Raw genomic sequence first — 21,142 nt, 5'->3', positions numbered from 1 at the left:
GCACGGGAAGCGTTGTGGCGGGAGTTCACCAGGCTGCACCGGGAGATGCTGAAGATCGCACGCGCAGACAAGATTTGCCACCGGTTGATGAGCATGCCCGGCGTCGGTGCATTGGTCGCCCTGACATATCGATCCGCGATCGACGATCCGGCCCGCTTTGGAAAATCGATTACGGTCGGCGCCTACTTTGGCCTCACGCCGAAGAAGTATCAGTCTGGCGAGACCGACCGGGACGGAGGTGTCAGCAAGGTCGGCGACGCGATGGTGCGAACCGCGCTCTTCGAGGCGGCGCACATCATGCTGACGCGAGCGACGCGCTTTTCCAGCCTGAAGCGCTGGGCGCTCGAGGTGGCAAAGCGTCGCGGCATGAAACGCGCCAAGGTCGCGCTCGCACGCAAACTGGGGGTTGTGCTCCATCGCATGTGGGTGGACGCCACTGACTTCCGCTGGGGGGCAAGCACAATGGCCGCTTGAAGGACGAACTGCTGATCGAGGCGGGCCGGGACCGGCACGCTTCCAATGAGGTCCCGTCGCTGGGACGCAGGCTTGGCAAGATCGTGTGTAGTGCTGTGAATGCTTCGGCAAACCACGCTTCCTAGATTGATCTGCCGGCTTGGATCTGATGGCATGGTGTGGCAGCCTTCGTGCTGACCACGGACAGAAGCATGATCCTGGCGACGAGATAATCATTCAGAGGGACTTGACGAACAAAGGCCCATTACAGAAGCACTACTTTGGCAGAAGTGTGCGGGGAGGTCTGTTAACGCTGCATCCGCAGTGTGGGCAATCATCGGGTGGTGAGCGTGACAGGCGGGCAAGGATCGCCTGGCGCACTGCTGGCAGGCTGGGTTGAGGAGGCGGGCCGAGGATTCTTTTTTTTCCGTCCCGCCTTAGCGAGCCTTCGGGATTGCAAAAATGCATAGGCCATCATCGACATCAAGGCATGGCGGTGAAGTCCGGCCCAGGATCGACCCTCGAAGTGATCGAGGCCGAGTTCTTCCTTGAGTTGCTGATGGGCCTGTTCGCAGATCCAGCGCGCTTTGATCGCGCCAGCGAGAGCCTTCATCGGGGTGTCTGCGGGCAGATTGGAGAGGTAGTATTTTCGCTCGCCATTCGAGCGATGCTCCCCCACCAGCCAAGCTTCCTCGCCCGGCATGTGCTGAGCTCCGGCGGAGCCGATCCGCTGCGGCGCGCCATCGGCAATGCGCACGCGCATGGCAGCAAAACGGGCCGTCAGGCGTCCCTTCGTTCCCTTGCGCCAACTGACCTGTCGCCACTGCGCACCCTCGAGCATGACATGTGCAGCCATGGATCTGACGTCCGGAACATGACGAACCCGTGGGCGACCACGCCCCGCGACTGGGAAGATCAGTTGGACGTTGGCAGGATAGACCTTCTGGTGCCGGGGAATGCCGACGGCCCAGCAAAGGCTACGTGCGCTCAGCGCTTGCCGGAATGGAGCGGACAGCCCGTAATCGGCATCGGCCAGCACGCAGCCGAAGCGCACTCCGGCAGCGATAACACGATCGATCTCTTCAATCGCGATCTCGGGCTTCGTGTGGTATTCTTGGAATGCGGCAGGCACGCCAGCCTTGTCCATGCGCGCAGTATCGTTCGTCCAGCTTTCGGGCAGAAACAGCCGCAAGCTCAGCATAAGCGGACTTCTCCCGAGGCCAGCGTCACCGACACAAGCGTCTGGCAGTTCGCATTCTTGCCCAGCGCGGTGGCATACTGGGGCGCAACGCCAACCGAGGCCCTGCCCTTTTTGGGCAGGGCGGTGTCGTCGATGATCAGCCAGGCTCTGTCACTACCAAGCAGTTCGTCCGCCTGCTTCCACAAGGTCGCTTCCAGCGGAGCGCTGTCCCACAGGCCTGCCCCGATGAAATGATGCAGCCGATCATAGGGTATTGCATCCGAACGGGCTGCCATGGGCTGGATGCTCTTGCGATCATCTGGTCTAATAAGGCCCGCAATGTAGGCCGGACACATCCGCCGCCGTGTCTTGTTACCCAGGTCTTCCAGATAGGGCGAGAGCCATCGCTCCAGATCTGCCTGCCAATCCTCGTTCATCGCCAGCTTCCATCAAAGCTGGCTCCCCATGAATCATGCAATCAGCGTCATGGGGATCCCGAAAATTACACTTCTGCCAAAGTAGTGCTAGTGAACCGGCTGGTCTTTTCACAGCAGGTGACCGCGCTCGAAGCCAATCTAGGCGACACACTGTTGAACGCGGTCGCGTCCAATTCAGTCGCGACCCAGCGCCTGATCGAAAAGGATGATGAGCTGTCGAAGCAGAAGTTCACCCTGACCCAAATCCGCAGTGAGCCCGACCTGGTCGCGCGCCGTGTCCGGGAGTATCTGCGGTCGATCCTCTATCACAACCTTGCCAAGGTTGGGGTCGAGGGTTCGAATCCCTTCGCCCGCTCCAATTTCTCTCTTAAAATCAATATTTTGCCGAAAGGCAATGAGGCGTGCGTTGCTCCTGTTTTTGCTCGGGCGACCACCGGGCGACCACGCGAGCCTCTGACGATGGCGCGTTGTTTCGTGGGCTGGCGTATAATTCGATTCTTGGAGGGGAAAGCCTTCCCCTGACTGCAAGCCGCAGCTTCGCTGCGTCTCGCCGCACCCCTTCGAACGGGGCTCGCGCCCCGTAGCGCCCCGTTAGAGGGAAAGAAAAGCCGGATGGCCGTGACGGGTTAAGGGTTGCGAGAGAGGCTCGCCGCCGGCCCGTCATGGAGACAGGCCATGGCACAGGCACACCGCACCCGCCCGACCGGCGAACGGGCGAACCTCTACGAGCAGATCACCAACCGCATCATCACTGAACTCGAAACCGGGCGCGTGCCCTGGGTGCAGCCCTGGGGCTCGTCCCGCGCGGCAATCGGGATGCCCTATAATGCCGTCAGCAACCGGCGGTACAGCGGCCTCAATATCCTGACCCTGTGGAACGCCGTCGTCGAACGCGGCTTTGCCGGACACGCCTTCCTCACCTTCCGCCAGGCGGTCGCGCTCGGCGGTTCCGTCCGGCGCGGAGAGCATGGCGTCGGGATCATCTATACCCGTCGCTTCATCCCCGGCGAGGAGCGGCGCCGCGCGGAGAACGAGGGGCGCGAGCCGTCTGGCGGCATCCCCTTCCTCAAGAGCTTCACCGTCTTCTCGGTCGAGCAATGCGACGGGCTGCCAGCGCATATCTGCGAACCGCCGGCGCCGATCCCCGAAGGGATGATCCTGCCGCAAGCGCAAGCCCTGATCGATGCGACCGGCGCCGATTTCCGGATCGGCGGGGCACAAGCCTATTATTCGCCGCGTCACGATTATGTCGCCGTGCCCCGGCCGGAGGATTATTTCGACCCCATAAACTGGCACCGGACGGCCCTCCACGAACTCTCGCATTGGGTCGGCCACCCCTCGCGTCTCAATCGCGACCAGAGCGGCGCCTTCGAATCGCCTGAATATGGTCGGGAAGAGATGATCGCTGAAATTTCAGCCGCTTACTGCTGTGCAGCTCTGGGAATCGTGCCGACTGTTCGTCACGCGGATTACATCGGCTCCTGGCTCGAAATCATCCGGGAGGACAATCGCGCCATCCTGCGCGCCGCCAGCGCCGCGTCCAAGGCCGCCGATTATCTCCTCGCTTTCCGGCCCGAAGCGGCACTCGCCGCCAATGACGACGATCCCGACCCGGACCCCGACTGCGCCATCGCGCTAGAAGGGAGGGCTGCGGCATGATCCTCCTGACTCCTGAATTGCGCGAGCAGCTTCGCGCCAACGCCCTCGCCCGGGCCGACGCGCTTCGTCGCGGCGAGCCGGCACCCGATCCGGTGCCCGTGGTCCGCTTCTTCAATCCCGTTGGGTCCGCCACCTGGCTCGTGACCGAGCTGGATGAGGACGGGATTTTCTTCGGCCTTGCGGACCTTGGTTTCGGCTGTCCGGAACTGGGCAGTTTCGCGCTGGAGGAACTGGAATCGATCCAGCTTCCCTTCGGCCTCGGTATAGAGCGGGACATCCTGTTCGAAGGCGCATTCCCGCTTTCGGTCTATGCCGGAGCGGCCCGCCGGGCTGGCTCGCTGGTCGAGGCCGAACGCATCCTCTACCGGGCCGCCAGAGCCGCGAAAGGCGGTGCGTGATGCGCTTCGCCAAATGGCCCCGGCCCACCTCCTATGAGGAGACGTCGCGCAAACGCGCCGCCTTCGCCCATAAGCAGCGGCGCGAGCGCGAGGCGCTGCCGCTCTTCGCCGACCTGATCGCCAGAGGGCAGCATAGCGTCGAGGAGGAGATGGCGCGCCGGGCCGAATGGTGGCCCCGCCAGCAGCAGGATCGGCGGGACGCGCGTGCCGCCGTCTGGCGTTCGGCACGGGCGAGCCTGTTTGCCTTTCCCGAAGCACAACGCCAGGCGATCCGACGGGCGTGGAGGGATTGTCCCTATCCGGCCGATCCATCCAGCTTCGCGGACCTGCTGCACCAGATCCGCATCGGCAAGGTCGATCCGGGACGGCCGCCGTGGAAATATCATGCCCGTCCGCAGGCGCGCGTCACGCCCGATCCCCGTTGCTTGGCCGAGGCCTTCAGGCGCGTCGGCCAGCGCAGGATCGAACCGGCGCCCGGACATGAACCTGTCGAGGCCCCGCAATATTGCGGCAATCTCGGCCACGGCATCCTGTTCATCGATGCGGTGCCGCCGGTCGAAGTCGACGGCCTTGCGACCTTCCACGTTCGGGCTGTCTGCACCGACGCCGACATCGCCCTGATCGGGCGGCTCGCCGAGGTGGAGCAAGGCCGTCCAGTCCGCGTGGTGCGCGTCGATGTGCCCCAGACCCGCGCTGCAGGCTTTTCACACCGTCTGTTGATTCTCGCCTGCTCTGCGACCAAACGCCATGATCCCGGATGGATGCCCGCGTGGGAGCGCTATGACGGCCCGCTCTGGCAGACCTGGCGCAGCGTCGATCCCGACCGCAAGCTCGCGCGCGTCGGGTTCCTGTCGGCGCGCTACGGTTTTGGCATGGGCGACCGGCCGATCGAGGACTATGATGCGCGGCTGACGCCTGACCTTGCGACCCGCATGATCGCGGGCGGCATGGGAACACGCTGGCCGCGTCCGCCGTCGCCCACAACTACGGCTCGCATCCCGGCTGGGAGATCGGCAGCCTCTGCTATCATGGCACGCGGCCATTCACAGACGTCGCGATGGTCGGTGGCGGCCTCTACCTCAAGGTCATGCGCGCCTTCCTCGAAGGCTTTCGCGAAATGCACTGCATCACCCCCGATGCCGAGATCACCGAAATCAATGCCGGGATTGGCGTGATGCGCCAGCGCCTGCGCGCCTGGCTCGAACACGGACGCGGGCAATGAGCGATCCGCGCGCCCGTGTTGGGCACAATGGCGGGCCGGCGCTCGACGAGGAGGACAACAAGGAACCGCCGGGACCGCGCTACTGCAAATACTGCCGGCACTGGTCGCCGCCGTCCGATTGGGAGGTCCGCGCCTATGAATCCTTCCAGCTCGGCCTGTCGAAACGGCGGGTCAAGCGTCCGTCGGGCACCTGCGACCGTGTGCTGATGCAGGCCGGCAAGCCGCTGGCCTTCTCGGCGACGGTCGACACTTTCGGATGCCTGAACTTCTCGGCGAAGCCGCCGGAGCCAATCGTACGCAGGCGCGGTTTCGTCACCATCTATGAAGGGGACCAGATCGTATGGCAGGGCCATGAGGAATATGTGCCCGACGAGCATCGGTGATCGGACTGTATCCCGATCCATGCTATGGACGAGCGATCCCGGCCCACGGAGGCGCCGATGCCGAAGAACCGCCAGACCTTCCATGATCCGCTGGACGAGCTGCCGCCGGTGATGATCGAAATCCTCAAGGGGGATATGCTGCGCTTCACGCAGATCGATCGCGACGGGCGCACGAACGTCGTGACCTTCTCCGATCGTCTTGCGGTCCGGCGGGGCGTGTTCGACGCCGCGCCTGCCGGCACCGAAGGGCTCAGAGCGGAAGCCTGAACTGATCCGGGTCGGGGCCGGGCGTTCCTTCCAGTCTTTCGATGATGGTTGCCGCAAGCGTGTCTGCGGCGCGCTCGCGCATCCGCTCGTCCGGCATCGTCAGCCCGACCCGCGCCCAGCCGGGCGCGGCAAGCAGGATAGCGGACAGTTGCTGTCGTTCGATTCGTTCCATGCGTCAATGAGAACGAATATCGAACATTCTGACGAGCCGGTTGCGGTGGATGACCCGTCCTCGTGCCTTGCCTGCACGCTCCAACGCAGACGACTGACTTCCACTGCGCTGTCAGCGCGCCTCGAACCCTTCATGGTAGGTAACCTCGCCCGCGCAGGGCTCGCCTGACAGGATCAACGACTGGAAATATTCCGGCGGAACATCGCCGTAGCGCAGCGCATCATCGCTGCTGAACCCGAAGCGGCGATAATAATCGGGATCGCCGAGCAGCACGCATCCGGCCGCACCCCGTTGCCGAAGCTGCTGTAATCCCTCCAGGATCAAGGCGCTGCCGATGCCGCTGCGTTGGAGGTAGGGCCAGACCGATACCGGCCCCAGACCGAACCAGCCCAAATCCTTGCCGTCGATCAGCACCGGCGAGAAGGCGATATGCCCCACGATCTTGCCATCCTGCTCCGCGACAAGCGAGAGGGGGAGCGCGCCAGCGGCTCTGAGCGCATCGACGATTGCGCCTTCGGTCTGGCTACTGTGTTCGACACTTTTGAACGCGGCTTCGGTCAGGGCGCGAATGGTCGAGATGTCGGCAGGTGTTTCGACGCGAATGATCATCAGGCTCGTCTGACGGGTCCGACCCGCTCGGGCAACAGCAACATGCCCGTCAGACCGTGAACAGCGCCCGACATACGTCGGAGCATAGGGGCGTGGACGGCCTGCCTGCGGCGGCACCCAAGAGCGAGAGTATCCCTGCGGGTCTCGTGACGGGCAGGAAGCCGGGAGAGAGTCTCCTGGCTGCTCGTCATGGAGAATGCCATGACCCGATCCACCTCTTCGCATCCCCTCATCGCCCGCCTGCGCGCCTTTGTCGCGGCCTGGTTCGTGATGGAGGCAACACCCGACATGGACACCGCCGACCATGAGGCCCGGCTCCAGGAAACCCGCCTGTCGCCCGGTGTTTCGCTGCTGGTCATCCTTCTGGGCGCGCTCCTGTGCTGGGCGGCGGTTCTCGTTCTGGCCGGTGTGCTGTGAGGACGCCGGGCCGCGCCGGGGGCGAGCGAAACGGGCCTGCCGGTGGCAGGCCCGAAAGAGGCAGAGGGAAGCCGGGGCTTAGTGACGGGCCGGGAGCCGGGAGAGAGTCTTCCGGCGGCCCGTCATGGAGAAAACCGATGGCTAAAAGCCTTCCGAAGATCATCCTCAGCGGCTCGCGCGACATCCCGTTCGACCGTCTGGTCCTGTCCCAGTCCAATGTCCGCCGGGTCAAAGCCGGCGTGTCGATCGGCGAGCTGGCCGCCGACATCGTGCGCCGCACCCTGCTCCAGAGCCTCAATGTGCGGCCCATGCTGGACGGCGAGGGTCAGGAGACCGGCCACTTTGAGGTGCCGGCCGGTGGCCGGCGGTTCCGCGCGCTCGAACTGCTGGTGCAGCAGAAGCGGCTCGCCAAGGACGCGCCCATCCCTTGCGTCGTCAAGGCGGCCAATGATGTCGTCACGGCCGAAGAGGACAGCTTCGCCGAGAACACCTTCCGCGAGCAGCTCCATCCGCTCGACCAGTTCCGCGCCATGCAGGCGATGGTCGACAAGGGCGAAGGCGTAGAAGCCATCGCCGCGCATTTCCTGGTGACGCCTGCGGTGGTCACGCAGCGGCTGCGCCTCGCCAAGGTTTCGCCCAAGCTGCACGACATCTATGCCGAGGACGGCATGACGCTCGAACAGCTCATGGCCTTCGCCGTCTCCGACGATCATGCGCGTCAGGAACAGGTCTGGGAGATGCTCGCGCACAGCTATAACAAGTCGGGCGCCTATATCCGCCAGAAGCTCACCGAGAACACAGTGCGCGCGCGCGACAAGCGGGTGCGATTCATTGGCGTCGAAGCCTATGTCGCGGCGGGCGGCTGTGTCATGCGCGACCTGTTCGAGCCCGATGATGGCGGCTGGCTGACCGATCCCGCGCTGCTCGACCGCCTCGTTGGCGAGAAGCTCCAGGCGGAAGGCGAGCGCATCGCTGCCGAGGGCTGGAAATGGGTCGCGACCGCCATCGACATGCCCTGGGGCGTGACCAACGGCCTGCGCGAGATCGACGGAGTCGAGCTTGCCATGACCGGCGAGGAGGAAGCGAAGCTCGCCGCGCTCCAGACCGAGATCGAGGAGCTTGAAGCCGAATGGGCCGATGCGCCCGAGGTGCCCGATGAGGTCCAGGCGCGGATCGAGGCGATCGATGCCGCTATCGGCATGCTGGTCGAACGGCCGATGAGCTTCGAGGCGCGGGATATGGTCATCGCCGGCGCGTTCCTGTCGATCGAGGTCGACGGCACGCTCGCGGTCGAGCGCGGCTATGTCCGCCCCGAGGATGAGCCGGTGATCGAGATCGAAGGCGCGGAAGATGTCGGCGTGGACGGTCATGCCGGACATCGCGCCGAGACAGGTGATGACGACGCGGCGGACGAGGATCAAGCGGCCGGTCCGGGCGTCTCCAATGTCGTTCCGATCAGCGCGGCATCCGGGGATGAGGACGATGAGGATGGCGAGGTGGTCAAGCCGCTGCCCGACCGGCTCGTCGCAGAACTCACCGCCTGGCGCACGCTGGCGCTGCAGGATGCGTTCGCGCAGTCGCCCTCGACTGCCTTCGCGGCGGTGCTGCATGCCTTCGTGCTCGATTGCTTCTATTCTTCGACACGCGAATCCTGCCTGCAGATCTCGCTCCATGAAGCGTCCTTCGGCTTCTCGACCACGGGACTGCGCGACAGCGCGCCGGCGCGGTCGATCGCCGAGCGGCACAAGCGCTGGGCCGACCGGCTCCCCGATTCTGACAAGAATTTGTGGGAAGCTCTGCTGGCGCTCGACGGCAACGAGCAGGCCGCGCTCTTCGCGCATTGCGCTTCGCGGGTTCTGAACGCGCAACAGGAGGTGGTGCCCAAGTATGACAATGGCCGCATCTCGAAGAGCAGCATCGAGCGCCGGGTCGAGCATAGCCATGTCCTTGCCCGGGCGGTCGGGCTGGATCTAGTCGGCGCGGGCTGGCGGCCGACGGTCGCAGGCTATCTCGGCAGCGTCACCAAGCAGCGGATCATCGCCGATGTGGCCGAGGCCAAGGGCGCGAAGTTCGCGGAGATGATCGACCATCTCAAGAAGGCCGACATGGCCCGCGAGGCCGAACGGCTGCTCGAGGACGGCGACTGGCTGCCCGAACCGATGCGCACGCCGGTGCTGGTGGATGCCGCGCAGGCTGGCGAACCGGAGGGGCAAGTCGATGAGGCCACCACGCTTCCGGCCTTCCTCGATGAAGAGCTGGTCGAGGCTGGCGCCGTTGCCGGCAATGACGACGGCGAGGCGCTGCCGGAAGCGGCCTGAACCTCCGGGCGGGGTGGCATTTCGCTGCCCCGCCTCCTTCCAATCCGTTCCTGAAGGATCGAGCCATGTCTGTTGCCAATCTTGAGACCGCCAGCGCCGACCGCCTGGCGCCTGTCCTGCACGCCGCCTTGCACCGTCTTGGTCATTTGGGCCGCGAGGGCGCCGTCGCGCTCGCCCGGCTCGTCGAAGACGATGACGCCGATTTCGACGAGGCGGCCGCATGGATCGCCGACGTAGCCAGCGGGGCTTTGCGCGAATGACGCACCGTCCCGTCATATCCTTCCCTTTTTCTCAGAAAGCCCGGTCGCAGCGCCGGGCTTTTGCCGTTCCGGAGAATAGCAATGACCGATACTCCTCAGCCCGTGATCGACATGGACGCGATCTTGGCGCGCTTTCGCGAATGGGAGGCACGCGCTGCCCATCTCCTTCCCGACAACAAGGCCAGGCTGTTCGCGGTCCTCGCCTCGGCGGGCATCACGCGCGTCATCGTCACCTTCGACGGAGGCGGTGACAGCGGCCAGATCGAGGACATTGCCCCCTTCCGCGCTGACGAGCAGGTCGAAATGCCGGTCGGGACGGTCGAAGTGATGATGCTCGACCATGGTGCCGACCAACCCGTCGCCAACAATCTGTCGCCCGGCGAAGCGATCGAAGACCTCTGCTACGATCTGCTCCGCCAGAAGCATTGCGGTTGGGAGAATAACGATGGCGCCTATGGCGAGTTCACCTTCGACGTGACCGCCGGCACCATCGCGCTCGATTATAATGAGCGGTTCACCTCGTCCGAATCCTATTGGCATGAATGGTGAGGCGGCGATGGGACATTGCTATCATCACGCGCTTTCCTCGGTCCGCAAATGGGGCAGCGTGCCGGAAGACTATCTGGCGCTGCACCAGTGGTTCGATCAGCCGTCCAAGGAGATCACAGCGGATTTCCGCCATCGTGCGCTCCGGCACCATGCTCAGGGTATATTTGAACTTGAGAGGGCGTTTGGTCCAACCATCACTCTTTCGACGGGCCGGGTCGTTCCGGTTAGGTTGATCGGCGAGATGCACGTGCGCGAGGACTTGGGATTCATTCCCAGCTTCGCCGATTGGGTGCGCTGCATCAGGCCCGAGCCCTGGATGGGACGCGCGCAGCCGATCCATCGCGATGTCGATCCCTTCGCCGCCGGCGACCCGGAGCGGTCAACCATGGCGACGGTCATCGCGGGAGGGCAGCCATGAGCGTTATCTATCCGCTGCGGCTCTTCCTCGATTGCTCGACGGCGCACCTCTCGCCTGATGCGCGCGACTACGTCGACAGGACGGACGTGATCGCGTCATCGACGCCCTATGGCTGGTTCGTCTGGGCCAGCGAGGAGCCCGGCGAGGATGTGCCGGACGATCTTGCCGCGATCATGGCGCACGCCCGCTCGCTCGGGGCGGAATACATCAACTTCGACCGCGATGCCGACGAGATCGGCGACTTGCCCGTCTTCGACTGGGGGTAGCCGGTCGTCGCCTTTCCACCTTTCAACCACCGAGCCCGGCCATCGCGTCGGGCTTTTTGCATATCTGGAGACCTGATCATGGCTGATTATCATTCGCCGACCGTCGTGCGACCGAGCATTCCGCTCGCTGCAATCACTCCGCTCGAACATGCCTTGCTTTGCCAGATGTTCGAGCATGAGAGCGACGGTGATGCCTCCTATTTCTTCGCCAGCGAAGGACCGTCCGACACGGTCTGGCTCGACATTGCCGATATCAAATCCATGCTGGCGGACGAACTGGCACCGTCCGGCCCTGTCGTCGAGATGATCCGCGCCAAACTGGCTGACGTCTCACCCGACGAAGCCGAACTGGAACTCGACCTGTCCGATCTGGGCGAGGGTGCGATCTTCCAGCAGATCATCCGGCGATGCGAGGAACTGGATCATGTCGTCATCACTTCCGCCTGGACCTGTACGAAGATGCGGCCCGATGGCTTTGGCGGCAGCGTTACCGTAGTGACGGCCGATCATATCCTCTCCAGTTCGACCAGCGAGATGGAAGCGCGGCTGCTCGACAGGTGCGACTACGGCGATCTGGGCTGCGCACCCGGTCATGGCAAACATTCGGTCCTGACGCTCAAGGAAGCCGAGATCCGTTCTATGGCGGCGAATATCCAGCAGGCCTGTGAGGGCACCGACGCCGCCGGGGTGACAGTCACCGACGAGCAGATCCGGCAGGCCTGTTTTGCGCTGATCCCGACGCTTGATCTCGACGAGCAGCTTCGCGACCTCGAATCCAGCACCGCCATGACGGCGATCCGGCTCGCGCGCGCTGCCTCTGCCTGATCCTTCCCTCTCATTCATCACCCTCTCGAAAGCCCGGCCATGCGCCGGGCTTTCGCGCTTCAAGGAGCATGAAAATGTCCGCACAGCATATCTACGACACCGCGCCGCTCGGCAGCCTGATCACTTTCTCCAATGGTGAACCGCGTCCGCCAGCGCGGTTCACGCGCAAGCTGCGGGCGTGGAATGAGGCAAACGGCATGGGCCGGCTGGTCGAGCGTGCCGCCGGCTGTTCCGGCCGGACCTACCCGTCGCCCGCGACCTTCGCGCTCCATCTCGGCAATTACGGGAGCCAGGGCACGATCCTGATAGTGGTCCGCCGGATATATACCCTCGACAGCCAGCTGCGTTTCGAGATCGCCGACCAGCCCAAGGCGGGCATGGTGCGCATCGTGTCGCGCCGCGATGGCCGCGAGGAGTTGCACCATCTCGCGCCCAACCGCGCCGCTGCCGAAGCCTGGGCTGCGGCGCATCGCTATCACGGTTCTGTCATGGAGGAGGTCGCTGATCCCGATCTGGTCGCGGCGCCTGTCCGGCTCGGGAGGGCGGCATGAGCAGACGGCGGCACTTCGTGCATGTCTATGCGACTATCCGGATCAAGGTGGCGGTCGATGCGTGCGATCATCGCGCGGCGATGCGAGCCGCCGACGCCGTGGTGTTCGGCGCCCGGCATGCGGTGGGACTGATCCCGGTCCATCCGGCGGTGATCGACACCGACTATGCCGAGGAGGTCACCGAATATCTGGTCGACGAAGCCGATGATCCGAGCTTCGCGCGAACGCGCAGTTACGGCCCCTATCACAAACCAAGGCTGGTTTACGGCGACAGGAGGGCGGCATGAGCGCGATCCTTCCGGACTATGGCGCCAGCGCCGACGGGCACCTCGCGGCCCGGGTCGGCGACATCGCTTATATCGCTGTGCCATGCGCTTCCGGTTTCCGGCTGGCGTCGGGATGGCAGCCGCGGCGTCGGATCGGGGAATGGAGCGAGGCCGATGTCTTTGGCAGCGAGGGCATCGTTCCTGACGCGGCGGGCTTTCGCGCGCATGTCGAGGATGTCGCGCGCCACCTCACCCAGTGCGCGGCCCTTGGGCGCAAGGAGGTGTGCATGCGTGTCTCGACGCCCTGGGGCATGTCGCAGGGCGCGACCATCTATGCCGAGGGTGTGGTCTGTCATTCCACCGCTTCGCATGGCGGGTTCAAGCTAGACCGCGCCCGCAACGCGGCCTTGCATCCCGCGCTGCGGCTCAAGGGCGGGTGGTATGAAGAAGATGGTGACTGGGCGCGGGTTGCGGTCGGCTATCCCGACATCTTCACCGACCGGGAGAAACGATCCGCCGACCGGACGCTCCGCGACTGGGAGCCCGATACTTGGGAAGCGGTTCATGGCCGGATGCTGAGTGCGGAGGAATCGTTCACCCGTGACCGGCAGCGGTTCGAGCGCGAGCATGCCGCAGACTGGGTGGTGATCTCGGCGGTCACGTCGAAACGGCATCCGGGTTTCATCGAGACCATCGCCGCGATTGGCGGCCGTCGCGACGGATCGGACAGGTGCGCATGGCTCGTGCCCGCCGCCGAATATAGCGCCGGAAGCCACGGTTTCGTGATCGATCCCGCGCGCCATCAACCGATACCAGCCTGATCGATGCCCGTTCCTCATATCGGGACGGGCATTTTTCATGCCCGCCAGCCAGAGGCGCGTGCATCATCCGGCTCGCCCCGCACAGCGGCATCGCTGGCTTTGGCACGGCCTTGCCGATCGTCAACGGGCAAGCCGTTCCCCTCCGGTGACGCGCGGACCTTACCCGTGCCTCTCGCGCTCGCATGCCGTCGTGCTGGCGGCGCGGAGACAACAGATGTGCAAGGTGCTCAACAAGCGACTGGCAGGCGTTCCTGAAAACGCTGCCTATATCGGACGCGGCTCAAAATGGGGTAATCCGTTCGTCATCGGCCGCGATGGCGATCGCGCCGAGGTCATCGCCAGATATGCGCGCTGGCTACGCCGCCAGCATCAGCTTCTGCGGGCGCTCGACGAGCTGCGCGGATGTGATCTCGTCTGCTATTGCGCACCGCTGCCGTGCCACGGCGACCTGCTGTTGTGGCTCGCCAGGGCCAGTCGGCAGGAGCGTATCATCTGGTGGCGTTCCGCGGCGTGACGGCCAGCCGCGATCTCCCCGTCCTCGTGTCTGATCTTCCCGCCTGATCGACGTCCGGTAAGAGGCACGGTCTCATGTCCGTCAACCCGCAAGGGGTTTCCCTCGCACATGCTCGGTGACGGTCTCGTCCGGCCTCTTGTTTCCGGCGTCGGCGGGAATGGTTCCGCCACAGGAACAGGAGACAGCTTATGACCGATCACACGCTCCCTTATGGCCCTGACGATGTTGCGGTCTGGCCCGATGGCACCTGGGGCTTGCTCGGCGACGTCCGGGCCGGCGACTATGCGTATATGTCGGACGACTATGAGATCGTGCGCAGCGTCGATCATGCGCGGCTGAAGGCGCTGGGCGTCGAGGAGGACTTCGATATCGAGCCCGGGTGAGAGGGAGAGGCTTGGCCGGGAAGGGAGAACCCGGCCGGGCCCAGAGAGAGCGTCCGGCGGGCTTCGCCCTTTCTCGCTCTCCCGGAGACTTGCCCCCATGACCCAGATCCTGTCCGACGCGGCGCTTTGCGCCGCGCCCCTCCCGGCCGCATCCGGCTTTGCCTTGCAGGGCGTTGCCCTGCTCGCTGCCGCGCGCGGCCTCCTGCCCAGCCTGGAGGCCGGGCGTCCGGTCGATGCCGCAACCTTGCGCGCGGCGATGTCGCAAGCGTTCGGCGGAACCGACGCCGAAGGCGCGTGGGACTGGAAGAGCGCCTATGACGCCTGCGAGGCCGCCGAGATCCTGTTTCTGCGCCGCTATGGCCAGACGATCATCGGCCGTGCGCCTGCCAGCGCGCTGGCGCTGATCGAACGGATTGCCGCCCTGCTGCCGACGCACACCCGCCGCTCGAAAACTTCGCAGGCGCTCCAGCAATATTCGACGCCGCCGGGCCTTGCCTATGTCGCAGCGCTCGCCGCTGCGCTCGTACCCGGCGATCATGTGCTCGAACCCTCGGCAGGCACCGGCATGCTGGCAGTCCATGCCGTGCTGTCACGCGCGGGTCTGACGCTCAACGAGCTTGCGGAAACCCGCGCCGCGCTACTCGGCCATCTCTTTGCGGGCATCGCCGTCTCGAACCATGACGCCGCGTCGATCGACGATCGGCTGCGACTTGCGATCCGCCCGACCGTCGTGCTGATGAATCCGCCTTTCTCGGCCGTGGCCCATGTCGACCGGACAATGCGGAACGCGGTGATGCGCCATATCGAATCCGCACTGGCCCGACTCGAACCGGGCGGCCGGCTGGTCGCGATCACCGGCGCCAGCTGTGCGCCGGCGTCCTGGGAGTGGCGCGCCCCGTTCACGCGGCTGCAGGAACAGGCCCGCGTCGTGTTCACCGCCGCTATCGATGGCAAGATCTATGCGAAGCACGGCACGACCATCGACACGCGGTTGACCGTAATCGACAAGCTGCCCGCGGAAAATCCGGGCCGGTTCGTCGAGAGTGCCGGCAAGGCGCCCGATACTGCCACGCTGCTCGGTTGGGTGCTGGATCAGGTGCCGCCGCGCGCACCGATCACACCATCGCCTGTCACGCCCCTGCCGGTCACCGCATCTGTTTCGCGCGGGTTGGCGAAGGCGCGGATCGCCGTGTCGCCCTCTGCGCCCGCCGATCCTGAGACCGAAGCGGTCGAACAGGCCTATGAGACGACCGACTGGACGCCGCCCGCCGATCGGCTCGGCGAGAGCATCTACGAGCCCTATGCACTCCAGTCGATCGTGGTCCCTGGCGCAGGCGCACACCCGACGCCGCTGGTCCAGTCCGCCGCGATGGCCTCGGTCGCGCCGCCCAGGCCCTCCTACCGGCCGCATCTGCCGCCCCAGCTCGCCACGCTGGGCATCCTCTCCGATGCGCAGATCGAATCCGTGATCTATGCCGGCGAAGCCCACGATGGGCATCTGTCGGGTTCGTGGAAGGTCGATGCCACCTGCGATGTTGTGACCGCTGCGGCGGAGGATGCCGAAGGGGCGATCAAGTTCCGGCGTGGCTGGTTCCTCGGTGACGGCACCGGCGCGGGGAAAGGTCGGCAGGTCGCCGCGATCATCCTCGACAATTGGCTGAAAGGCCGTCGCAAGGCGCTGTGGCTGTCGGTCTCCGATCGGTTGCTGGAGGATGCCCAGCGCGACTGGACCGCGCTCGGGCAGGAACGGCTGCTGATGACGCCGCTTTCGCGCTTCAAGCAGGGCAGCGCCATCCGCCTCGACGAAGGCGTACTGTTCACGACCTATGCCACACTGCGCTCGCAGGAACGCGGCGGCAAGAAATCGCGCGTCGAGCAGATTGTCGAATGGCTCGGCGCGGACTTCGACGGGGTGATCGTGTTCGACGAGGCCCACGCGATGGCCAATGCCGCCGGCGGCAAGGGCGCGCGTGGCGATGTCGCGCCCTCGCAGCAGGGCCGTGCGGGGCTCCGATTGCAGCACGCGCTGCCCAATGCGCGCATCGTCTATGTCTCTGCGACCGGCGCGACTACCGTGCAGAACCTCGCCTACGCCCAGCGTCTCGGCCTCTGGGGTGGCGACGACTTTCCCTTCGCGACGCGCGGGGAGTTCGTCACCGCGATCGAGAATGGCGGGGTCGCGGCGATGGAGGTGCTCGCGAGGGATCTGAAGGCGCTGGGGCTCTATGCGGCGCGTTCGCTGTCCTTCGATGGTGTCGAATATGAGATGCTCGAGCACCGACTGACACCTGAGCAGGTGCGCATCTATGACAGCTATGCCTCGGCGTTCGAAGTGATTCACAACAATCTCGACGCCGCGCTCGAAGCGGCGGGTGTCACCAGCGCTTCGCATGGTACGCTCAACCGCCAGGCCAAGGCGCAGGCCAAATCCGCCTATCAGGGCATGCTCCAGCGCTTCTTCAACCATCTCATCACCAGCATGCAGACGCCCAGCGTCATCGCCAGCATCGCGCGCGATCTGGAGGCGGGCCATGCCGCGGTGGTCCAGATCGTCTCGACCGGCGAAGCGATGCAGGAGCGCCGCCTCGCGGAGATCCCTGCCGACGAATGGAATGACGTCTCGGTGGACATCACGCCGAGGGACGGCGTTCTGTCCTACCTGCAGCACAGCTTCCCGGTGCAGCTCTACGAGCCGTTCACCGACGGCGAGGGCAATCTTTTCTCCCGGCCGGTCCATGACACAGAGGGCAATCCGATCATCAACCGTGAGGCGGTGCGCTTGCGTGATGCGATGATCGAGCGGCTCGCCGCCCTGCCGCCCGTTCCCGGCGCGCTCGACCAGATCGTCCAGCATTTCGGGACGGAGATGGTGGCGGAGGTGACGGGCCGGTCGCGGCGCGTGGTGCCGAAGACGAACGATGACGGCACGGTGCGCTTCGCGGTCGAGAACCGTCCGGCCTCGGCGGCGCTGCACGAGACTGATGCCTTCCAGAGCGATGTGAAGCGCATCCTGGTCTTTTCCGAGGCGGGCGGCACCGGGCGCAGCTATCATGCCGATCTCGGCGCGGTGAACCAGCGCCGCCGCGTCCATTATCTGCTCGAAGCGGGCTGGAAGGCCGATGCCGCCATCCAGGGCTTCGGGCGCACCAATCGCACCAATCAGAAGCAGCCTCCGCTGTTCCGGCCGGTCTCGACCGATGTGAAGGCGCAGAAGCGCTTCATCTCGACCATCGCCCGACGCCTCGATTCGCTGGGTGCGATCACGCGCGGCCAGCGCCAGACCGGCGGGCAGAATATGTTCCGGCCCGAGGACAATCTGGAATCGTGGTATGCGCGCGATGCGCTGCGTCAGCTCTATGTGCTGCTCGCGCGCGGCAAGGTCGAGGGCTGCTCGCTCGCCCGCTTCGAGGCGGCGACCGGCTTGTCGCTGCTCGATAGCGACGGTGGCCTCAAGGATGAGCTGCCCGGCATCAACATCTTTCTGAACCGCATGCTCGCGCTCACCGTCGCCATGCAGAACCTGCTGTTCGAAGCATTCGAGGGCCTGCTCACCGCCCGGATCGAACAGGCGCAGGCATCGGGGAGCTATGAGGTCGGGCTGGAAACCTTGGCTGCGGAGAGCTTCCGCATCGTCGGCCGCGCGCCGATCTACACCCATCCGGGCACGGGCGCGCAAACCGCTCTGCTGACGATCGAGCGCAAGGATCGGCTGACCCCGCTTTCGCTTGAGGAGGCGCTGGAGCAGGCTGACAATCGCGGCGCAAAGCTGCTGGTGAACGCCAGGACCGGCAAGGCCGCGATCCAACGCCGGGCGCGCAGCGTGACCGATGATGACGGTGCGATTCATCCGCGCGTGCGCCTGGTCTGGCCGCTCACTGACAGCGTGATCCCGGCCGAGATGCTGCTTGCCGGTCACTGGGAGGAAGTGGAACGTGACGCTTTCAGCGCGGCATGGTCCGCCGAGCTTGCCGGCTTGCCGAGCCATGAGGTCTCGACCCTGCATATGGTCTCGGGGCTGCTGCTGCCGATCTGGAAGCTGCTGCCCGACGAATCGACCCGCGTCTATCGGCTCCAGAGCGATGACGGCGAGCGGATCATCGGCCGCCGCGTCTCTCCGGCCTGGGCGGCGCGTGTGGCCAATGATGACGGGCCGGTCACAGTGTCAGGCGAGGACGCGATGGCGATGCTCCTGTCGGGCGAAGCCGCGCTGCTTCTGGCGCAGAACCAGAAGCTCCAGCGCGTTCGGGCGATGAACGACTGGCGGATCGAACTCACCGGGTTCAACGATCTGGGTGTGGAGCGCCTCAAATCGCTGGGCTTGATCTCCGAGATCGTCTCGTGGAAGCTTAAACTCTATGTGCCGACAGGGGCTGTCGGCGTCGCTGTGCTGGAGCGTCTGCTCGATCGTTTCCCGGTCGAGCGGATCTCCGGGCGCAAGGCCGCCTGAGGAGCCCTGTCATGCCCACCAAAATGCTGACAAGCCCCGCCAGCCAGATTGCTGTTGCTCTCGCCGACAACGCCGAGGCCGTGTGTCGCCATTATCTCTCGAAGGGCCATCGTGAAGGCCGCTACTGGCTGGTGGGCGATGTGCGCAATACGCCGGGACGCAGCCTCTATGTCCGTCTGGCGACATCGCCGGACGGACGCGGCGCTGCGGGCAAATGGACCGATGCGCAAAGCGGCGATCATGGCGACCTGCTCGATGTGATCGCCGCCGCGAAACAGTGCCGGACCTTGCGCGAGACGCTCGACGAGGCCCGTCATTTTCTGAGCCTGCCCATGCCGCCGCCGGTGGAAACTACGCCGTTCCGCAAGGCGAAGGCGCCGACCGGAACGCCCGAGGCCGCGCGGCGGCTTCATGGCGGATCGAAGCCAATCGGGAGCAGCCTGGTCCGAACCTATCTCGCCTCCCGGCAGATCACGAATCTCACCGGCTGTGAGGCGCTGCGTTTCCATCCCCATTGCTGGTATCGGGCATCGGACGACGACGATCCCGATGTCCGCCCCGCATGGCCGGCGATGATCGCGGCGGTCACCGATCTCGATGGCAGCGTCACGGGCGTCCATCGCACCTGGCTCGCGCTCGACGGCTCGACCAAGGCGCCGGTCGCCTATCCCCGGCGCGCCATGGGCGAGTTGCTTGGGCATGGGGTGTGGTTCGGGCGTGCCGGCGCAGTGATGATGGCCGGAGAAGGCATCGAGACCATGTTGTCGCTGCGCCAGGTCATGCCGGTGATGCCCGCGATTGCAGGCCTTTCCGCCGCTCATCTCGCGGCCATCCTGTTCCCGGCAGGGCTGAAGCGCCTCTATGTCGCGCGCGACGACGATCCCGCCGGCGCGGGAGCGTTGAAGACATTGTCCCAGCGGGCGATCACGGCGGGCATCGAAATCGTGCCGCTCGAACCCAGGCTTGGCGATTTTAACGACGACCTTATGGCCTTCGGGCGGGAGCGTCTGGCGGCAGCGCTTCGGGGGCAACTGCGGGCCGGGGATGCCGCGCATGTCCTGACGGGAGACTGAGAGGCAGCGGATCACGGTCTGGGCCTGGTGGATCATCGCCATCGGCTCCGGCCTTTAGGAGACGCCACGCCACCGGCCTTCGGGAGAGGGCGACTGCGGCAAGCGGCCCGGGACGGCAATGGCTGCGCGGGAGCTATGTTCCGCCGGGGCTGAAGCCCCTTTGCATCGCGAGGCAAAATAGCCCCCGCTGCGCCATCCTCCGCTTCGCTCCGGCCGCACCCCAAGGGCTGCGGTGCAGTCCCGTTCCACCCGCCGCTGGCCGTCGCCACGAAGGCCGCGAGAGGCGCGGCTCACAGGCACGGAAAGAATGACAATGACCCATGATGACCAGCCCCAGAATCCACAACCCGGTTCCACCGCCTACCTCCTTCAGGAAATGCAGCTCTACGGCTATCGGCCCTATGAAGATGAACCCGATCATCGCCCGCTGCCCGACGATCGCATTGCCGGCGGCGCGGTCGCCGAGATGTTCGACGCTCTGGTTTCCTGCCTGATCGACACGCGGATCGAACCCGACCTTGAGGATCTTGCCTGGGGCATCGTCAACGTCTTCCACCGCGCCGGGACAAGGATCGAGCGCGAGCTTGACGACAATGAGCAGGCGCAGAAGCGGATGCAGCGCGAACAGGATGGCAGCGAGGTCAAGTCCGTCGAGCTGGAGCGCACGATCGCCGAAGGGATCACCATGATCGAACGGCGCGACACGATGGAATATTTTCGCGATGCCGCCGCCGAGCAGTTCCGCATCCATCTGCGCAAACCCTGGCTTCCCCGTTCCGGCCCGATGGTCAACCACAAGGCGCTGACCTCGGCGGTGCTCGACAGCCGCAAGCATGTCGAGAAGCGCGGCTATAAGAAGCAGCGGCTGCTCGATCCCGATGGCGTGCGCATCGCCTTCACTGGCGGCGCCGACTACAACGATCATCAGCGCATCTACGCCGTGCTCGACAAAGTCCATCAGCAACTGCCGAGCATGATCCTCATGCATGGCGCAACGCCCACCGGCGCCGAGCGCATCGCCGCCTGCTGGGCACGTGATCGCAATGTGCCGCAGGATCCCTGTCGCCCCGATTGGAACCGGCACAAGAAGGCCGCACCGTTCAAGCGCAACGATGCGATGCTGGCGGTCATGCCCAAGGGCGTGATCGTCTTCCCCGGCACGGGCATCCAGGACAATCTCGCCGACAAGGCCCGCAAGCTCGGCATCCGCATCTGGGATTTCCGGAAACGGGCCGGGTGAACCGGAATTTGAAA

General features: G+C 65.2%; 24 protein-coding genes and 1 pseudogene. 22 read left to right on the top strand and 3 right to left on the bottom strand.

All coding sequences use genetic code 11. The features are described from left to right. The coding region (locus B9A23_RS03645) for a transposase (RefSeq protein ID WP_139797297.1) at positions 1 to 474 on the top strand (474 nt) is incomplete at its 5' end. 364 nt (positions 475 to 838) lie between these two features. On the opposite strand, the pseudogene B9A23_RS03640 reads toward B9A23_RS03645, so the two are convergent. Then, positions 839 to 2,107, bottom strand: a pseudogene (locus B9A23_RS03640) (IS701 family transposase); the annotation flags it as partial. A gap of 53 nt (positions 2,108 to 2,160) precedes the next feature. Here B9A23_RS03640 and B9A23_RS22690 point away from each other — a divergent pair. The 6 genes from B9A23_RS22690 (at position 2,161) to B9A23_RS03610 (ending at position 5,999) form a co-directional block, all read left to right on the top strand. Then, positions 2,161 to 2,592, top strand: a complete 432-nt coding sequence (locus tag B9A23_RS22690) for a hypothetical protein (protein ID WP_176217868.1) — start codon at positions 2,161 to 2,163, stop codon at positions 2,590 to 2,592. Positions 2,593 to 2,745: 153 nt separating this feature from the next. After that, positions 2,746 to 3,729 carry an ArdC family protein gene (locus B9A23_RS03630; protein WP_084277444.1) on the top strand — a complete coding sequence of 328 codons (984 nt, stop codon included), beginning with the start codon at positions 2,746 to 2,748 and terminating at the stop codon, positions 3,727 to 3,729. Then, complete coding sequence (locus B9A23_RS03625; RefSeq protein ID WP_084277443.1) at positions 3,726 to 4,127, top strand: DUF2958 domain-containing protein; 402 nt, start codon at positions 3,726 to 3,728, stop codon at positions 4,125 to 4,127. Before B9A23_RS03630 ends, B9A23_RS03625 begins: the two co-directional genes overlap by 4 nt. Next, the gene (locus B9A23_RS03620; RefSeq protein WP_254894950.1) at positions 4,127 to 5,302 is read left to right on the top strand and encodes a hypothetical protein; all 1,176 of its coding nucleotides are present in this window, start codon (positions 4,127 to 4,129) and stop codon (positions 5,300 to 5,302) included. The genes B9A23_RS03625 and B9A23_RS03620 overlap by 1 nt, the downstream gene beginning before the upstream one ends. 43 nt (positions 5,303 to 5,345) lie before the next feature. Next, a complete protein-coding gene (locus tag B9A23_RS03615; RefSeq protein ID WP_084277442.1) occupies positions 5,346 to 5,732 on the top strand; it encodes a hypothetical protein in 387 nt (128 codons plus the stop codon). 57 nt (positions 5,733 to 5,789) lie between these two features. Next, positions 5,790 to 5,999, top strand: a complete 210-nt coding sequence (locus B9A23_RS03610) for a hypothetical protein (RefSeq protein ID WP_139797296.1) — start codon at positions 5,790 to 5,792, stop codon at positions 5,997 to 5,999. Here B9A23_RS03610 and B9A23_RS03605 read toward each other — a convergent pair. Together B9A23_RS03605 and B9A23_RS03600 are read right to left on the bottom strand one after the other, a co-directional pair. Further along, positions 5,983 to 6,171 carry a DUF6771 family protein gene (locus tag B9A23_RS03605; RefSeq protein WP_139797295.1) on the bottom strand — a complete coding sequence of 63 codons (189 nt, stop codon included), beginning with the start codon at positions 6,169 to 6,171 and terminating at the stop codon, positions 5,983 to 5,985. The genes B9A23_RS03610 and B9A23_RS03605 overlap by 17 nt on opposite strands. A gap of 111 nt (positions 6,172 to 6,282) precedes the next feature. Next, a complete protein-coding gene (locus B9A23_RS03600) occupies positions 6,283 to 6,780 on the bottom strand; it encodes a GNAT family N-acetyltransferase (protein WP_084277440.1) in 498 nt (165 codons plus the stop codon). A 201-nt stretch (positions 6,781 to 6,981) separates the two neighbouring features. On the opposite strand from B9A23_RS03600, the gene B9A23_RS03595 reads away from it, so the two are divergent. From B9A23_RS03595 to B9A23_RS03525, 15 genes are all read left to right on the top strand, one after another. Continuing rightward, positions 6,982 to 7,197 carry a hypothetical protein gene (locus B9A23_RS03595; RefSeq protein WP_139797294.1) on the top strand — a complete coding sequence of 72 codons (216 nt, stop codon included), beginning with the start codon at positions 6,982 to 6,984 and terminating at the stop codon, positions 7,195 to 7,197. 137 nt (positions 7,198 to 7,334) lie between these two features. Next, entirely contained in the window at positions 7,335 to 9,515 is a 2,181-nt protein-coding gene (locus tag B9A23_RS03590; protein ID WP_084277438.1) for a ParB/RepB/Spo0J family partition protein, read from the top strand. A gap of 65 nt (positions 9,516 to 9,580) precedes the next feature. Next, positions 9,581 to 9,775: a hypothetical protein gene (locus tag B9A23_RS03585; protein ID WP_084277437.1), complete on the top strand. Its 195-nt coding sequence runs from the start codon at positions 9,581 to 9,583 to the stop codon at positions 9,773 to 9,775. Positions 9,776 to 9,856: 81 nt separating this feature from the next. After that, on the top strand, positions 9,857 to 10,324 hold the full coding sequence (locus B9A23_RS03580; RefSeq protein ID WP_084277436.1) for a DUF6878 family protein: 468 nt from the start codon (positions 9,857 to 9,859) through the stop codon (positions 10,322 to 10,324). Positions 10,325 to 10,331: 7 nt separating this feature from the next. Continuing rightward, positions 10,332 to 10,742 (top strand): DUF6915 family protein, encoded by a 411-nt coding sequence (locus B9A23_RS03575; protein WP_084277527.1) that lies wholly within the window; start codon positions 10,332 to 10,334, stop codon positions 10,740 to 10,742. Further along, positions 10,739 to 11,008, top strand: a complete 270-nt coding sequence (locus B9A23_RS03570) for a DUF5983 family protein (RefSeq protein ID WP_084277435.1) — start codon at positions 10,739 to 10,741, stop codon at positions 11,006 to 11,008. Before B9A23_RS03575 ends, B9A23_RS03570 begins: the two co-directional genes overlap by 4 nt. Positions 11,009 to 11,086: 78 nt before the next feature. Further along, on the top strand, positions 11,087 to 11,833 hold the full coding sequence (locus B9A23_RS03565) for a hypothetical protein (RefSeq protein WP_084277434.1): 747 nt from the start codon (positions 11,087 to 11,089) through the stop codon (positions 11,831 to 11,833). Between the two features lie 74 nt (positions 11,834 to 11,907). After that, complete coding sequence (locus B9A23_RS03560) at positions 11,908 to 12,384, top strand: hypothetical protein (RefSeq protein ID WP_084277433.1); 477 nt, start codon at positions 11,908 to 11,910, stop codon at positions 12,382 to 12,384. Beyond that, positions 12,381 to 12,671: a hypothetical protein gene (locus B9A23_RS03555; RefSeq protein WP_084277432.1), complete on the top strand. Its 291-nt coding sequence runs from the start codon at positions 12,381 to 12,383 to the stop codon at positions 12,669 to 12,671. The genes B9A23_RS03560 and B9A23_RS03555 overlap by 4 nt, the downstream gene beginning before the upstream one ends. After that, entirely contained in the window at positions 12,668 to 13,471 is an 804-nt protein-coding gene (locus B9A23_RS03550; RefSeq protein ID WP_084277431.1) for a DUF7007 domain-containing protein, read from the top strand. The genes B9A23_RS03555 and B9A23_RS03550 overlap by 4 nt, the downstream gene beginning before the upstream one ends. 145 nt (positions 13,472 to 13,616) lie before the next feature. Continuing rightward, positions 13,617 to 13,985, top strand: a complete 369-nt coding sequence (locus B9A23_RS03545; RefSeq protein WP_217806577.1) for a DUF4326 domain-containing protein — start codon at positions 13,617 to 13,619, stop codon at positions 13,983 to 13,985. A 188-nt stretch (positions 13,986 to 14,173) separates the two neighbouring features. Further along, on the top strand, positions 14,174 to 14,368 hold the full coding sequence (locus tag B9A23_RS03540) for a hypothetical protein (protein ID WP_084277429.1): 195 nt from the start codon (positions 14,174 to 14,176) through the stop codon (positions 14,366 to 14,368). Between the two features lie 97 nt (positions 14,369 to 14,465). Beyond that, the gene (locus tag B9A23_RS03535; RefSeq protein WP_084277428.1) at positions 14,466 to 18,815 is read left to right on the top strand and encodes a strawberry notch family protein; all 4,350 of its coding nucleotides are present in this window, start codon (positions 14,466 to 14,468) and stop codon (positions 18,813 to 18,815) included. Positions 18,816 to 18,826: 11 nt separating this feature from the next. Continuing rightward, positions 18,827 to 19,888: a DUF7146 domain-containing protein gene (locus tag B9A23_RS03530; protein WP_254894949.1), complete on the top strand. Its 1,062-nt coding sequence runs from the start codon at positions 18,827 to 18,829 to the stop codon at positions 19,886 to 19,888. 313 nt (positions 19,889 to 20,201) lie between these two features. After that, positions 20,202 to 21,128, top strand: coding sequence for a DUF2493 domain-containing protein (locus tag B9A23_RS03525; protein WP_084277426.1), 927 nt, complete (start codon positions 20,202 to 20,204; stop codon positions 21,126 to 21,128). The last annotated feature ends 14 nt before the right edge of the window (positions 21,129 to 21,142 follow it).

Source organism: Novosphingobium sp. B1, from assembly GCF_900176395.1.
Classification (GTDB): domain Bacteria; phylum Pseudomonadota; class Alphaproteobacteria; order Sphingomonadales; family Sphingomonadaceae; genus Novosphingobium.
The sequence above is the reverse complement of the archived record's forward strand: the minus strand, read 5'-3'. Positions and strand labels throughout refer to the sequence as shown.